This is a genomic window from Aquimarina spinulae, from assembly GCF_943373825.1.
GTDB classification, from domain to species: Bacteria; Bacteroidota; Bacteroidia; order Flavobacteriales; family Flavobacteriaceae; genus Aquimarina; species Aquimarina spinulae.
The window spans coordinates 3,330,348-3,345,248 of the sequence record NZ_CALSBP010000002.1 but is presented as its reverse complement, the minus strand read 5'-3'; the positions used below and the strand labels follow the sequence as shown (position 1 = coordinate 3,345,248).

15 protein-coding genes are annotated in these 14,901 nt (G+C 33.8%); 3 read left to right on the top strand and 12 right to left on the bottom strand.

Translation table 11 applies throughout. From position 1 onward, the window contains the following. Positions 1-39: 39 nt before the first annotated feature. The 11 genes from NNH57_RS19895 to nirK all read right to left on the bottom strand — a co-directional run bounded on the left by NNH57_RS19895 (position 40) and on the right by nirK (position 10,501). Positions 40-822, bottom strand: coding sequence for an ABC transporter permease (locus NNH57_RS19895; protein WP_074409484.1), 783 nt, complete (start codon positions 820-822; stop codon positions 40-42). After that, positions 815-1,522 (bottom strand): ABC transporter ATP-binding protein, encoded by a 708-nt coding sequence (locus NNH57_RS19890; protein WP_074409483.1) that lies wholly within the window; start codon positions 1,520-1,522, stop codon positions 815-817. Before NNH57_RS19890 ends, NNH57_RS19895 begins: the two co-directional genes overlap by 8 nt. Continuing rightward, complete coding sequence (locus NNH57_RS19885) at positions 1,515-2,756, bottom strand: nitrous oxide reductase family maturation protein NosD (RefSeq protein WP_074409482.1); 1,242 nt, start codon at positions 2,754-2,756, stop codon at positions 1,515-1,517. The genes NNH57_RS19890 and NNH57_RS19885 overlap by 8 nt, the downstream gene beginning before the upstream one ends. Positions 2,757-2,890: 134 nt before the next feature. Then, positions 2,891-3,337, bottom strand: coding sequence for a nitrous oxide reductase accessory protein NosL (locus NNH57_RS19880; RefSeq protein WP_074409481.1), 447 nt, complete (start codon positions 3,335-3,337; stop codon positions 2,891-2,893). A gap of 2 nt (positions 3,338-3,339) precedes the next feature. Next, positions 3,340-3,939 (bottom strand): hypothetical protein, encoded by a 600-nt coding sequence (locus NNH57_RS19875; RefSeq protein ID WP_074409480.1) that lies wholly within the window; start codon positions 3,937-3,939, stop codon positions 3,340-3,342. A gap of 101 nt (positions 3,940-4,040) precedes the next feature. Next, positions 4,041-6,008 (bottom strand): Sec-dependent nitrous-oxide reductase, encoded by a 1,968-nt coding sequence (gene nosZ / locus NNH57_RS19870; protein WP_108807977.1) that lies wholly within the window; start codon positions 6,006-6,008, stop codon positions 4,041-4,043. Between the two features lie 65 nt (positions 6,009-6,073). Beyond that, positions 6,074-6,652 (bottom strand): fasciclin domain-containing protein, encoded by a 579-nt coding sequence (locus tag NNH57_RS19865; protein ID WP_074409478.1) that lies wholly within the window; start codon positions 6,650-6,652, stop codon positions 6,074-6,076. 191 nt (positions 6,653-6,843) lie between these two features. Next, positions 6,844-7,350, bottom strand: a complete 507-nt coding sequence (locus tag NNH57_RS19860; RefSeq protein ID WP_025666805.1) for a c-type cytochrome — start codon at positions 7,348-7,350, stop codon at positions 6,844-6,846. 201 nt (positions 7,351-7,551) lie between these two features. Beyond that, a complete protein-coding gene (locus NNH57_RS19855; RefSeq protein WP_108808228.1) occupies positions 7,552-8,166 on the bottom strand; it encodes an SCO family protein in 615 nt (204 codons plus the stop codon). Positions 8,167-8,221: 55 nt separating this feature from the next. Next, the gene (locus tag NNH57_RS19850) at positions 8,222-9,013 is read right to left on the bottom strand and encodes a formylglycine-generating enzyme family protein (RefSeq protein WP_074409477.1); all 792 of its coding nucleotides are present in this window, start codon (positions 9,011-9,013) and stop codon (positions 8,222-8,224) included. 12 nt (positions 9,014-9,025) lie between these two features. Further along, on the bottom strand, positions 9,026-10,501 hold the full coding sequence (nirK, locus tag NNH57_RS19845; protein ID WP_074409476.1) for a copper-containing nitrite reductase: 1,476 nt from the start codon (positions 10,499-10,501) through the stop codon (positions 9,026-9,028). 218 nt (positions 10,502-10,719) lie between these two features. Between nirK and NNH57_RS19840 the strand changes: the two genes are divergently transcribed. From NNH57_RS19840 to ric, 3 genes are read left to right on the top strand one after another with little or no spacing between them, the layout of a single operon-like run. Beyond that, the gene (locus NNH57_RS19840; RefSeq protein ID WP_025666801.1) at positions 10,720-11,154 is read left to right on the top strand and encodes an RrF2 family transcriptional regulator; all 435 of its coding nucleotides are present in this window, start codon (positions 10,720-10,722) and stop codon (positions 11,152-11,154) included. A gap of 58 nt (positions 11,155-11,212) precedes the next feature. Continuing rightward, positions 11,213-13,459: a nitric-oxide reductase large subunit gene (locus NNH57_RS19835; RefSeq protein WP_108807978.1), complete on the top strand. Its 2,247-nt coding sequence runs from the start codon at positions 11,213-11,215 to the stop codon at positions 13,457-13,459. Between the two features lie 3 nt (positions 13,460-13,462). Continuing rightward, on the top strand, positions 13,463-14,212 hold the full coding sequence (gene ric / locus NNH57_RS19830; RefSeq protein WP_074409474.1) for an iron-sulfur cluster repair di-iron protein: 750 nt from the start codon (positions 13,463-13,465) through the stop codon (positions 14,210-14,212). 65 nt (positions 14,213-14,277) lie between these two features. On the opposite strand, the gene NNH57_RS19825 is transcribed toward ric, so the two are convergent. After that, the gene (locus tag NNH57_RS19825) at positions 14,278-14,901 is read right to left on the bottom strand and encodes a thioredoxin family protein (RefSeq protein WP_108807979.1); all 624 of its coding nucleotides are present in this window, start codon (positions 14,899-14,901) and stop codon (positions 14,278-14,280) included.

Genomic DNA, 14,901 nt, shown 5'->3' with positions numbered 1-14,901 from the left:
TTATCATGCAACAGTCTCTTCAGTACAATAAATCTAGCGTTAAAAATCTTTTTTCTTAGATTTTCTATAGATGTTGAATGTAGGTAAAAATACCCAAATAGAAAGTGCAATACAAGATAAAATCACTCCTAAATTAGTTCCAAAGAATTTCTGAAAAACAGCACCAGTATATCCTAGTAAAGCAGAAATATCAAGTTTCAATAAGATCAAAATCCTGGATAAATCAATAGGGTTAAATAAGGTTACTCCTATTGAAAATTTATCTAATGGATATGATTCAAACATGATTAATGACATTAAAAAAAGACCGTCGTAGATTACTGCCATAAATAACCAAAGTAAAATAGCATAACTAAACCCTTTTATCTTATTTTCATTATACAGTGCAATGTTAAATGCCAGTGCAGTAAAAATTAATGTCAAAAATGTACCTGTAATGAGAAGTAATAAAAATTCCCAAATCGTATTCGATTGAAAGAGACCATACATAGCAAATGGTAATCCTAATCCTATTATCAAACTCATAGAAAGAGAAAGTGCTACTCCCAGGTATTGTCCAAGAAATATAGATGATCTTTTAATGGGTTGTGCCAAAAGCAATTCTGTAAATTCTTTAGAATTATAATAATACATTACTCCAAAAATAGTTCCGATAAGAGGAACAAGAATGATAATCACATTCATCAAAGTGATTACGGCTTTAGACAAATCATTATTTAGGAATAATAATACAAATCCCAATGCTAAATAAAAAAGCAAGTATACATAACTCCATCGGCTACGGATAAGGTCGTAAAAACTATATTTTAAAATCTTAAGCATTGTTTTCTTTTAGCAGATTAGCAATCGCATGTTCGAAATCGGTTTCCTTCGTCTTTTCTTTTAAAGTGTTAATATTTCCTTTGAAATACACTTTACCTTCAAGAAGAAAAACAATTTCATCAGCAACCTCTTCAACAAAACTCATGATGTGAGAAGTAATCAAAACTGTTTTTCCTTTTATTTTTTCTTTTTGTATTATTTTTTTTAACTCTAACAAAGCAATAGGATCAAGTCCTGTGGTAGGTTCATCTAGAATGATTAATGGGCTATCAAACATTAATGTTAATACTAAATTTACTTTTTGTTTTGTCCCTCCAGACAAGTTACTTAATTTCTTATCCAGAAAAGGGGTTAATTGAAAAGAGGTTATCAATGCAGCATCATCACCCGGTTTATTTCGCAAATCTTTGATCATCCTAATCAACTCTTTCACAGTTAAGTTTGCAGGAAAATTAGCTATCTGTGGTAAATAATCTATTTGCTGACGATATTTCCAGCTTTTCTTAATTGGGGTGTCATCAATAAAAATATCACCCTTATTTGGGATAACCATCCCAAGAATAGATTTAATTAATGTCGTTTTACCAGAACCATTGGGTCCTAGTATTGCAAATATCCCGCCTTCAGTAATACCTAGATCGACTCCTTTAAGGACCTGATTCTTTCCAAAACTCTTATGTAAATTATCAATTTTAATCATTCTTGCTTTTCATTAGCGGATAATTATCAAGTAAATTATCAGGCGTAAATACAGGGGAGACTTTTTCAGAAAAATCAATCATATCAATAAACAAACTCCTCATTAAGATAATCGTTTCTGGGGTTCGGTTTACAATATATGAGAATAGTTTTACTGGTCTGTAGGGTACATCTCCAATACCATCTTTATCCAAATCATATCCTGTATACCCACTCCAATAATTCTTATCAAATTTGTTATCATTAAGTTTACTGTTATAAGAAACATCAAATGAATTATACATAAAATTATTGTTGCTAAATATATTTGTATAACATGCGCCACGTACTTTGATGGCCCAACCGTTTTTTATAAAACTGTTTTTGGTATACCTAATTCGATTAGAGCCTTCGATATTAATTCCTATTGTATTTTCTTTAAAAATATTCCCTGTTATTTCTGCATCATTGATCTCTTTCAACAAAAGACCATAGGATGCTGTTCCCCAGTTTTCTTTAAACGTATTAGTCAACATTTTTATCTTCTTAGAGAACATTACAGCAACACCTGCCCCATTATTCTCAAACGTATTGTTTTCATACAGATCATTATTAGAAAACATAAAATGCAACCCATACCGTAAGTTATTAGAACTTATATTATTTTTTATTCTACAATCATTAGCAAACTCAAGATAAATCCCGTCTCTTACATGTGTAATGATGTTATTTTCTATATCTATATTTTGAGAATACCATAGTTGTATACCATTACCCGAATTGTACTCTTCTACTGCATCACCTATAATCTTATTATGAAAAATTCTGCCGTCTCTTGATTTTTCTATATAAATTCCAAAAAATAGCTTTTCTAACACTAAATTTTGTATTAAAAAGTTTTTGCTTTTCACCACTCGAACAGCCGCATAATCTTCTGTATAACTAGTACCCACATTAATAATGAATAACCCATCTACAGTAACATTATCAGAAACCACTTTTATAATTCCTCCTTTTAACTCTCCATCAATTATGGGATAGTTTTCACCCAGTAATGTCAAAGGTTTATCAATCACAATATCAAATTCATTATACTTTCCTTTTTTTACCACTACTGTATCAAGTGCTGTGGCTATAGCTATACCTTCTTTAATTGTTTTTATTTCACAGGAATTACAGACCTTTATAGTCTTGCCCAGAAGTAATACGGGTAGAAGAAAGATTGCCAGAAATAGTATTTTTCTGATTTGAAACATCTATTTATTTTTTTGTTTTCCCTGTAGGTTAGATTTCTGCACAAACTAACCAACATAGAATTAGAACAGTTTCCGATCTTCATCGGGATAAGGTATTTTTATCTGGTAGTCACCTAATAAATATATTCCTGTTTTTAATGTTTTAGGTGTTTTAAAAGTTCTTCCCAGGTAAATACATCTCCCCCTTTTTCAGATTTCACTTTTTTTGCACTCGACTCATTCTCAAATGAAGTTAAAAATGCTCCCATGGGACTTGATATATTTTTACTTATCAAAAAAGTAGCTTGTGTCGCATCAATTAATTCTTCTGGAGCATCGTAGTGATTAGAAAGGTAAAGTGACACCTCTTCTTTATCTATCTCAGCAGCATAATTTACCATACATTCTACAGCATCAAACTTGAACACCTTGCCTTTTTTTGTTACAATCTCTGCTCCATGAATTTTATCGACAATGGTCATTCGACAATAATGACAATTATCCTCTCCATAGTGTATTGTTTCTGGTTGAACATTACATGAGCCAAAAAACACGATCATCAAAATAAAAAAGACGATATTGTTAACGTTATGTTTTTTCATTTTTATTGGGCTTTTAAAGTTTTTTCACGTTTTCCTACGAAATAAGAAATAAAGGTCAAGGCCATTCCAACAGCTAAAAAATAGGCTCCCAGTTGAGGGTATGAATGCGCTCTAAAATTTAAAATATCTTTAGTTCCGAATAAAGGAGGTTGAAACCCCATAACAGTCCCGTCAGGATTAGTAAATTTCATTATTGCTTTTGGATCCAAATTATGGCCATAATCGTGTTCCCAAAGGTAAAAATCATAGATTCCTGCCAAAGCTAAAAGAGCCATTACAATAAACCAGCCCAAAAACCATTTATAGTTTGTTTTAAAAGCTAATACAGTGCCTAAAACAGCCATTACTATAATCACGACAGGAAAAATCCTGAATTCTGGAATCGATTCGGGAATATATTTCATCCCAACATAATGATTCATCAAATTGATATTCTTAATATCATGAGGATGCATGTCGGCGAAATCATTTATATAGATATCCATTCCTAATGGGGTTGGATATTGAGGAGCTTCTAATGTAATATTCCAAAGAGGAAATACAAACAGAAATAAAGGCAGCAATACTCCTACAAGCATTAATAATCTTGATTTCTTCTTCATGATAACAATCTTTTTAAGTTGATTTAAAAGCGAGAGGGGTTTTGTCCTCTCGCTTTTTTGGAAATATAACTAATCTATCTCCTTCCTGGTAGCATCAGAAATTAATCTTCTCCTAGAGACCAAGAAAGTTCTATATTAGATGATGCTGGTGATACCCTTACATATCCTTGCATCTCTTGATGTAATGCCGAACAAAAATCGGTACAATAGAATGGCCATACTCCTACTTGTTTAGGTTCCCAAACAAAAGTTTCTGTTTGTCCAGGCATTATTAACAGCTCAGAAGTATTGGCTCCGATCATACTCACTCCATGTGGCACATCATAATCTTGTTCTAAATTTGTGACATGAAAATAGACCTTGTCTCCTACTTTAATCCCTTCTATATTATCTGGAGTAAAATGGCTTCGAATCATAGTCATATATACGTGTACTTCTTTTCCGTCACGTTCTACTCTTACATTTTCATTATTTTTAACAGCATACTTATGTTCGTTTTCTTCTAACTTATAGATCTTTTTAGAGCGAGGTTTTATTAGATCTGCTGTGATGCCGGCAGCATAATGTGGCTCTCCAATAGTTGGGAAATCTAATAGTAATTCCATTTTTTCGCCTGTGATATCATATAACTGTGCTGATTGCGTAACCTCTGGTCCGGTTGGTAAATAACGGTCTTTGGTTATCTTGTTCATCGCCAGTGCATATTTCCCAAATGGTTTTCTAGAGTTTCCTCCGGGAATCATCAAGTGACCTACAGAATAGTACGTAGGTTTTCTATCTACTACTTCCCAACTTCCTAGTTTCCATTTTACTACTTCGGAAGAAATAAAGAAAGTGGTATATCCATTTCCTTTACCATCAAACTCGGTATGTAATGGTCCTAGACCAGCTTGAGAAACAACACCTGCCAGTGCATCTTCAAATTTAATAATCGGAATTCCGTATGCATCACCATCAAACTGTTTATTTTCGATAGCCTTAATCATCTTACTAAACGAGTGCACTGTAAGGTCGGCCGAAAGTTTACCATTACCCACGATATATTCTCCCGACGGGTCTACATCACAACCATGTGGTGATTTTGGTGTTGGTAAAAAGTATACCAACCCTGGGCATTCTGCAGGATCTAATACTTTTACCTCTTTTTTCATTGTAGAAGTAGCCGTATGTGTTTTCTCATCATATACATTATGCGCATAATTAGCCGGCATCGTCTTAAATTTTCCCTGTTTAATATATTCTTCTGCTTTTTTCCAATTGATTGCAGCGATGAAGTCTTTATCATTTTGAGATGCATTTACTTCTAATAAAGAATTTGCTTCTTCTGTATTATATGTAGTAAAAAAGAACCAACCATGTGAAGCTCCTCTACCTGGATGCGCTAGATCATAATTAAAACCTGGCAGTAAAATCTGAAAAGCCATTTCCATATTTCCATGATCAGGATCTACACTAATAAAAGATACAGCTCCTTTAAATTTTCCTTTGTATTCTTTGATAGCGATATCTTCCTGTGGTACTGGCACAGAAAAACGAGTTCCTGCTACTACATACTCTGTATTTTCTGTTACAAAAGAAGAACTATGATTACCGGCACTATTAGGTACTTCAATTATTTCTGTAGTCTCAAAAGTACTTAGATCAATTTTTGCAATTCTTGGAGTATTGTTTCCGTTAATAAAAACCCACCGTCCATCGACTTCTCCATTGGTTTGTGATATATCAGGGTGGTGAGCATCGTCCCAAGGAACAAAACCATAAGAGGTATTGAGCATTGGTTTTGTTTCTTCATTATATCCCCAGGCTTTTTCTGCATCTTGTGAAAAAACCGGAATTACTTTAAATAGTCTTCCTGACGGAAGTCCATATACTGATAATTGTCCGCTAAATCCTCCTGAGACGAATGCATAAAACTCATCATGCTCTCCGGGAGCGACGTAGACTTTTTCTGCGGCATTAGAGCCCAAAGCTCCATCCGTTATTTTTTTATCTTTATTAACATTGGCACAACTACTTATTATTAAACTAAGTACTGCTGTTAAAAAGAGTATTTTAGATATTTGTTTCATCTGGTTTATATTTATTGTTGTAGAGGTCAAATCTGTGCTGATCCAGATCAGTTTTTATTCATTTATTAATTAGATGGAGGAAGTAATACTTTATCAATAACATGTACTATTCCGTTACCAGCAGGAATACTTGCTATAATTTTGGCTTCTCCGATAAAAACATCACTATCGTCTTTAGTTACTTTTACATCGACACCATTGGATTGACCTAGTTTCTTAAATTTTTTCAAAAAATCTTTTGAATAATTACCAGGAGTTACATGGTATTTTAGAATATTCGCTAATGCATCTTTATTTTCTGGTTTCAAAAGATTTTCTACTGTTCCGGCTGGTAATGCATCAAACGCTTCATTAGTAGGAGCGAATACCATTAAGGGTCCTGCATTTACTAAGGCATTTTCTAAACCAGCAGCCTGAACAGCTGCTACCAATGTAGTATGATCTTTAGAACCAATAGCAATATTAAGTACATTAGGCGTCGCTTCATCATCCTGAATAAATGCTTGTCCTTGTTTCTCTTCGGTTCCTTCTGTAACTGCGCTTTTAGTAGCTGAATCTACTTGTTCTTTCTTTGTTTCAGTTTTACAACTTAGCAGGAAAGTAAAGCATAGTAAAATCAAAAAAGTTACTTTAATTGTTTTCATGCGTTTATATTGATTATGTTAAATGGTCAGACGAGTACTGATATAGATCAATGGGGTTACATAGCTCCTGATTTTCATCGGGACAAGTAGTTCGTTTCGTTATTTTTACCTATTAAATAATAGTTTCTTTTAAAATATCTCTACGACATTTTCTTATCGTATAGCTATCATCTATACTTGGTTTATTATTTTTATTTCAGTGTCCTGAAGTACTCTAAAATAGCTCTGGCTTCTTCCTCTTTTAAGCTTTGATTAGCCATAGGAGAACCATTATGTTCTTTTAATAGTTCTTGAGCCAATGGGTCTTCTTTAATCATTTTTTCAGGATCTAGAATCATATTCATCACCCATTCTGGAGTTCTTCTTTTTAAAATGTCAACAGGAGCTGGTCCTATAAACTTCTTATGAGTTTTATGACAAGCAGTACATTTTGTTTTAAAGAGCTCGGCTCCCTGAGCAGCCATTTTCTCATCGATGGTGGCATCTAACACCAAACTCTTGATTGGCCCTACTCCCTTATTTGTAAGATCAACTTTTTTTGATGCAGGAACGCCGGTAGAAACAGGTTTGGTTTCTTTTTTTTGAGTTGTTGTACTCTTTCCTATTTTAATTTGTTCTTCCTTTTTTTCTTCTTTTCCTCCGCAACTTATCAATAAAGTAACAGCAAATAAGAGTATCAATTTGTCTAGTCTAATCATTTTAATAGATTTAAGATTATTGTTCAAAAATTCATTTCTTAAGAGAAATATTATTTTGATTATATAAGACAAAATTAGGTATGGGACGGGGACATAAATATGATAAAAGTCATATTTTCGGACAAATTAGTCTTTTATTTTTTTGTTTTCAGAAAATTCTTAAATAGTAAGGGGGGGGTAAAAGACCATATTCTTTTTTAATTAATGCGCCAGCTCAATAATTTTATCTACAGTTTCCTTATTGTTTACTCCCAACCCTTCTTGTTGATGTACTAGCTCTCCTCCCTGATCAAAAACGCTTATGATATTAGAGTGTGAAAAATCCATTGGTGATATTTTTTTGTAATTAACAGCCAGAACTGCTGCAAATTCTCTGGTATCTGATTTAGTACCTCTAAGAAACAGCCATTGATCAGATTCCATTTCGTTCTCAATCGAGAATTTTTTAAGCCTCTCGGGGGTATCCGTCTCTGGGTCAATACTTACCAATAAGAGTTTAACATTCTCTTTTTTAGATTCTGGAATTTGAGTCTCTATATCTCTCATATCGGCAACCAATCTCGGGCAAGCTGCTTTACAGGAGGTATAAATCATTACCATTACAAGAACATCTCCTTTTAGTTCCTTGAGTTCTATTTTTTTATTATCCTGGGTGGTCCAGATAGCGGGTAAATTGTAGATCGAAAGTTCAGAAATAGAAGTATTGTGTTCTTTGGATGTGGGTTCTGACACAGCTACTTCTTCTTGTTTTTTTTCTTTATTACAAGAGCCCAACACAATAATTGCTCCTAATAGTAAAATTTTTATGATATTCATTTTAATCATATTTGATGATTTAACATACATTATGTTTGAGTTTTATCTTATGAATCTAAGGAGTTATATCAATATCTTTTACGCAACGAAATCCCAAATTCTTTACTGCATAATTTGCTTTCATACTACCTCTAAAAGCATAACGCATAAATGCTGCATAATTCATTAAATCTGAAGCTCCAACTGCTGCACTGCCGCAAAACAGATTACTATCTTTATCTACATCTTTTCTAGATTCTCCCGATATTAGTACAGAATTAAAATCCAATGTCCATTCCCACACCAATCCATGTAAATCATATATACCCCAGTAATTTTTAAAAGTAGAGCCTATACTATTGTTAAAAGATTTAGGGGTTTCATACCATTCTAAAATATATTGATTATAGGTTTCTTTTTTTCTTGCATCTATGGTCTTATCATCTGCCATTGCAGCATATTCCCACTCATCAATAGTTGGTAGTCTTTTTCCCAAACACTCACAATATTTTTTGGCAGCAAACCAAGAAACTCCCGTTATAGGAGAATTAGGTTTCAATTGATCACTTAGCGTATTATCATCTTTCCAAAGTACCAGGTAATTTTTATCTGCAAACAAACGCTTTACGTGACTACGTTTCCATTGTGGATATTTCTTAACAAATGCTAAAAACTCACTATTTGATACAGGGTAAACATCCATCAAAAAATCATTGACTTTTACAGCGGTAGAATCAACTCCATATAAAGGAATATAAACCCCTCCTTTAACAGTAACCATATTTTCTGTTTGTGCTATAACACTATTTAATGTACATACTATACACATAGCAAAAAAGAAAACTATTTTTAAAGGAGAGGTTGTCATTTATTTCAATTTTTAATGTGCGTTTCTTCTACTAGCAACTATTGAAGGTGTAACTTCTTTTTTAGAATTTCCCCAACTGTTATATATATAAGTAAGCACATTGGCCACTTCTTCATCGGTTAAATCCTGTTTAGTCATCACACTATTATATTTTACACCATTTACAGTTATTTCACCTGTTTTTCCATGTAAAATAATATCAATCGCACGGTTTAGATCAGCATTTAAATAATCTGATTTAGCCAGAGGCGGAAAAGCATTAGGAATTCCTTGCCCTTCGGCTTGATGACATGCAAAACAAGTTCTCATATAGGTGGCTTTACCAAACTCCATTTTTTCTTGAAGTGATTTTGCCGTTTCTTCGATTTGTACAACATCCTTATCAGCCGGCATTTCCTGGATTCCACTTCCTTCGGGTTGGTACACTCCTTCTTCCTCTTTACCCGAATAGATTTTCTTGTTCTCTTCGCCTTGCACTTTGAGCATTCCTAAAGCACCTTTATTAAAGGCTCTAAAAATAGAGTGATCTACTAAAATGAAGGTTCCCGGAACATCAACTTTAAATTCTACAATAGCTGCACCTCCTGCGGGGACAAGAGTAGTTTGTACATTGGTATTAATAAGATCACCGCCTTCTACCCTAACGACATCAAAAATTTCACCAATAACATGAAAAGATGATACAAGATTTGGTCCTCCATTACCAACATATAATCTAACGGTTTCTCCAACATTTGCTGTAATAGCATTATCACCTGTTAACGAACCAACTTTTCCATTAAAAACCACATAATCTGCATCTTCATCTACAGCTTTTTTCATATCAAAAGGCTGTAATCCTCTATCTCCGTTTTCTCCTTTGGTATAAAAATCTCCTTGCATTACATAATATTCTTTATCTACCGGAGGAAGACCTTCTTCTGGCTCAACAAGTATTAATCCATACATCCCATTAGCGATGTGCATTCCTACCGGAGCTGTTGCACAGTGGTATACGTATAAGCCCGGGTTTAACACTTTAAAAGAAAACTGAGCTTCGTGTCCGGGAGCTACAAAAGAAGAAGTTGCACCACCCCCTGGGCCGGTTACGGCGTGTAAATCTATATTATGGGGTAGTTTGTTATCTGGGTGATTTTTTAAGTGAAACTCTACTTCATCCCCAACTTTTGTTCTTATAAAACTTCCTGGTACCGAACCTCCAAATGTCCAATACACATATTTTACTCCATCTGTCATCTCTCCTTCTTCTTCTAGAACCTCCATATTCACGATAAGTTTCTTCGCTTTTCTTCTTCCTGTAGGTCCAGGAACATTAGGAGGTGAAGTTAATTCGGCAATCATTTCCTGACTTACAGGAATACCTTCTGGCCCCAGGTAATTCTTTACCTCTGCTTCCTTATTTTGTGAGCAGGCAGATAGGATCATTAATAGGACGCCTAAAAACAATCCTGTACTAGATAACAATACAAATGATTTTTTTGATTTCATATTCTTACTATTTAACTTTTAATAAAAGACTTTTTTGTCTTTTATTTTGTAAAAATAAGAATTACTACAGCACATGAAATATGATAAATATCATATTTTCGGACTAATTAATCTTTTATTAAAATCTAAGTAAAAAAGTTTTACAATTATTTAATTCGGATATTTTTATCCTAATTAAATAATTGCTAATTTTGCAGTGTAACTAATTTTTGAATAGAATGTTTTCGAAAGCCTGCGAATACGGAATTAAAGCTGCCATTTTTATTGCCTTAAAATCTTATCAAGGAGAGCGGGTAAGTCTCAAAGATATCGCTGCCAAAATTAATTCGCCAGAAGCATTTACTGCAAAGATTCTTCAAAAACTAGCTAAAAACAATATAGTTAATTCTGTAAAAGGTGCCGCTGGCGGTTTCGAAATAGAAAAACATAAAATAGCATCTATACAACTTGCAGAAATTGTTGATGCCATAGATGGGGATAGTATTTATATTGGCTGTGGTTTGGGTCTTAATAAATGCTCAGAAGATCATCCATGCCCTGTTCATCATAAATTCGCTGCTGTAAGAGAAGAATTAAAGAAAATGTTGGAATCCACCAACCTCGAAGAATTAGCTCTTGGGATCAAATCTGGAGCTTCATATTTAAGAACCTAAAAAAATTTACTATTAAATAGGATAAAATTGTCCGAATTAAATTTTTAACTACTATCTCATGAAAAAAGAAAAAAAATTATGGCTGGGACTTGCAGCAGTATTAATACTCTCCTTTAGTGTATTAGGGTATTATGGTTACGAGATTTATCAAAAAGCACCACCTATACCCGACAAAATTATTTCGCCCAGTGGCAATATTATTTTTACTAATTCTCAGATTAAAGATGGGCAAAACATTTGGCAAAGTATTGGCGGGCAGGAAATAGGATCAGTTTGGGGACATGGTGCTTATGTCGCTCCAGATTGGACAGCAGACTGGCTTCATCGAGAGGCACTATTTATCTTAGATATTTACGCACAAAGAGATTTTAATACAAGCTATAAGCTCATAAATGCAGAGCAACAAGCTGCTTTAAAGGTGCGATTACAAAAAGACCTACGAGCTAATACGTATAATGAAACAAATAAATCGATCACCATTTCAGAAGAAAGGATTCGGGCAATACAGTATTTAAGCAATTACTATAAAGGTTTGTTTACCGATGATCCCAAATTTGATCAATTACGATCAGACTATGCTATTCCAAAAAATACTATTAAAAATGAAGAACGCATGCAAAAAATGAATGCATTTTTCTTTTGGGCGACCTGGGCAACAGTTACACAAAGACCAGACGAGAATATTTCTTATACTCATAACTGGCCTGCAGAAGAATTAGTGGGTAATGTGCCTACCAAGAGTTTATTTACCTGGTCGGGAGTGAGTATTGTTCTTTTGATCATGTCTATCGGAATAATGGTATTCTATCATGTGAAATCGGGAGAAGATGAACATATTCCTGCTCCTGTGGAAGATCCTTTATTAAGACAAGGAATAACTCCTTCTATGCACCTGGTAAAAAAATATTTTTGGGTAGTAAGCCTTCTTATGGTTGTACAAATGTTGTTAGGTATTGTTACTGCACATTATGGTGTAGAAGGAGATGGTTTTTATGGTATTCCTTTGGATCAGATTCTCCCCTACTCGGTTACTCGTAGCTGGCATACTCAATTAGCTATCTTTTGGATAGCTACTGCATGGTTAGCAACAGGATTGTATATTGCTCCCTCAATATCTGGTAAAGATCCAAAATTTCAGGTATTTGGTGTTAATTTTCTATTTATTGCTCTTTTAATTATTGTAGCAGGTTCGATGTTTGGACAATGGCTTGGGGTAATGCAAAAACTAAATCTCGTAGAAAACTTTTGGTTTGGTCATCAAGGGTATGAATATGTTGATCTGGGTCGGTTTTGGCAAATTTTTCTACTTATAGGGTTATTTTTATGGTTAGCCTTAATGGCCAGACCACTATTGCCTGTATTGAAGAAAAAAACCGAAGAAAAAAATCTCATTATCATGTTTTTGATATCCTGTATTGCCATAGCTATGTTCTACGGAGCAGGACTTATGTGGGGTAGGCAAACCAATTTGGCAATAGCCGAATATTGGAGATGGTGGGTTGTACATCTATGGGTAGAAGGCTTTTTTGAGGTTTTTGCTACTGTGGTTATCGCCTTTTTATTTGTACGATTAGGACTTCTAAAAACAAAAACTGCAATACACAATGTATTGTTTGCCACTATAATATTTTTATCTGGTGGAATTTTAGGAACTTTTCATCATATTTATTTTTCAGGAACTCCTACTGCTGTAATGGCTTTGGGAGCTACATTTAGTGCACTAGAAATTGTACCTCTTACACTTATTGGTTACGAAGCATATCACAATTATAAATTGTCTAAAGCAACACGTTGGCTTAAAGATTATAAGTGGCCCATATATTTTATGGTTGCTGTAGCCTTTTGGAATTTTCTTGGGGCAGGTATTTTTGGTTTTATCATCAACCCGCCGATTGCATTATATTATGTACAGGGATTAAATACTACACCTCTTCATAGTCATACTGCTTTATATGGAGTATACGGGACCTTAGGAATCGGATTAATGTTATTTGTGCTAAGAAGCCTTTATAGAGATGTACCCTGGAACGAAAAATTACTAAAAATCTCTTTTTGGTCTTTAAATATAGGGTTATTAGCTATGGCACTATTAAGCTTATTACCTATGGGTGTATGGCAAGCACTTGAAAGTATAGAGCATGGAATGTGGTATGCTCGTTCTGCCGAATTTATGCAACATCCAGGAATGATCATCCTAAAATGGTTACGATCTATAGGGGATATCATTTTTGCAATTGGTATGGTCGCCATTTGTTGGTTTGTATTTGATTTAACATTAAAAAATAAAAAAATCTTAAATAAATAAATTATGGATACACTAATAAAAACTAAGGTAGGGCAATTCGTTGCTAAAGATTATCGAACTGCTACCGTTTTTTCAAAATATGGAATTGATTTTTGCTGTAGAGGAGATAGAACATTGGAAGAGGTTTGCAACAAAAACGGAATTGAAGTTGAAACCCTTCTAGAGAATTTGAACGACGTTTTAACTCAAAAAGATGATATTGCTATTGATTATCAATCCTGGCCACTTGATCTATTAGCAGATTATATAGAAAAGAAACATCACCGCTATGTAGAGGAAAAGATCCCTATACTACGTCAGTATTTAGAAAAACTCTGCAAAGTACATGGAGGGCGTCATCCAGAGTTGTTAGAAATTCATACTCTATTTAGTGAAGCCTCTGGTGAACTTGCACAACATATGAAAAAAGAAGAAATTATACTATTTCCTTTTGTTAGAAAAATGGTAAAAAATCTGGAACAAAATCATAACGTGCAACCTCCTCATTTTGGAACTGTAGAAAATCCTATTTCGATGATGATGCAGGAACACGATAACGAAGGAGTACGGTTTCGTAAAATTTCAGGGTTATCAAATAATTATACTCCTCCCGAAGATGCTTGTAATACCTATAATGTTACTTTTTCAATGTTAGAAGAATTTGAAAAGGATTTACATTTACATATCCATCTAGAGAATAATATTTTATTTCCAAAAGCAATAGAAATGGAAAAGAGGATTGTAGAAGGACCAAAGTCTTCTGTTGAAGATTAATACCATTTAAAAAACTTCCGGAAAAACGATTTTCCGGAAGTTTTTTATAAATAAGCAAGATCTATTTAATCAAAATCTTTTTCTAACGTAAGTGAGTCTTCGACTATATTCACAAGATCATTAATAATAGCTTCTCCTTTATTTTTATTATACCAAACTTGTAGAGATTTTTTAAAAGTGTCATCTATTTTTCCGTTTTCCTTTTTGTAAGCCAGAACCATATTAGTAGCTACTTGTGATCTTGGACCCCATGTATTTAAGACGTTACCATTATTATCTACTATCACTAGTTTAGGTATAGAGCGCGTTCCATTTGTTAAAAAAAGATCCATAAACTCAGGATTATCATCCCGTAATAAAATTTTCAAATCAATTGCGGGTGAAGCTTCTGCTATTTTATTTAAAACAGGAATGGTTTGTGCTCCATCTGCACACCAACTTTCTATAAGAATAAACCAGATTTGTTTTTCCTTCATATCTCGAAAAACTTGTTTGGATTGCTCTGGTATGACAAGAGTCTTATCAAGTCTTCGCATTCTACTTGCGTTTAATTTGGTAAAATCTATACGTTGTTGGGTTTGTTCTGCTCCTGTTGTATTTTCTTCTGCAACAAGACGATTCATTAGTTCAACATATGCAGTATAGGAAATCCCTTTGGCTATACTTCCTTTAATTAATTCATTCGTCAT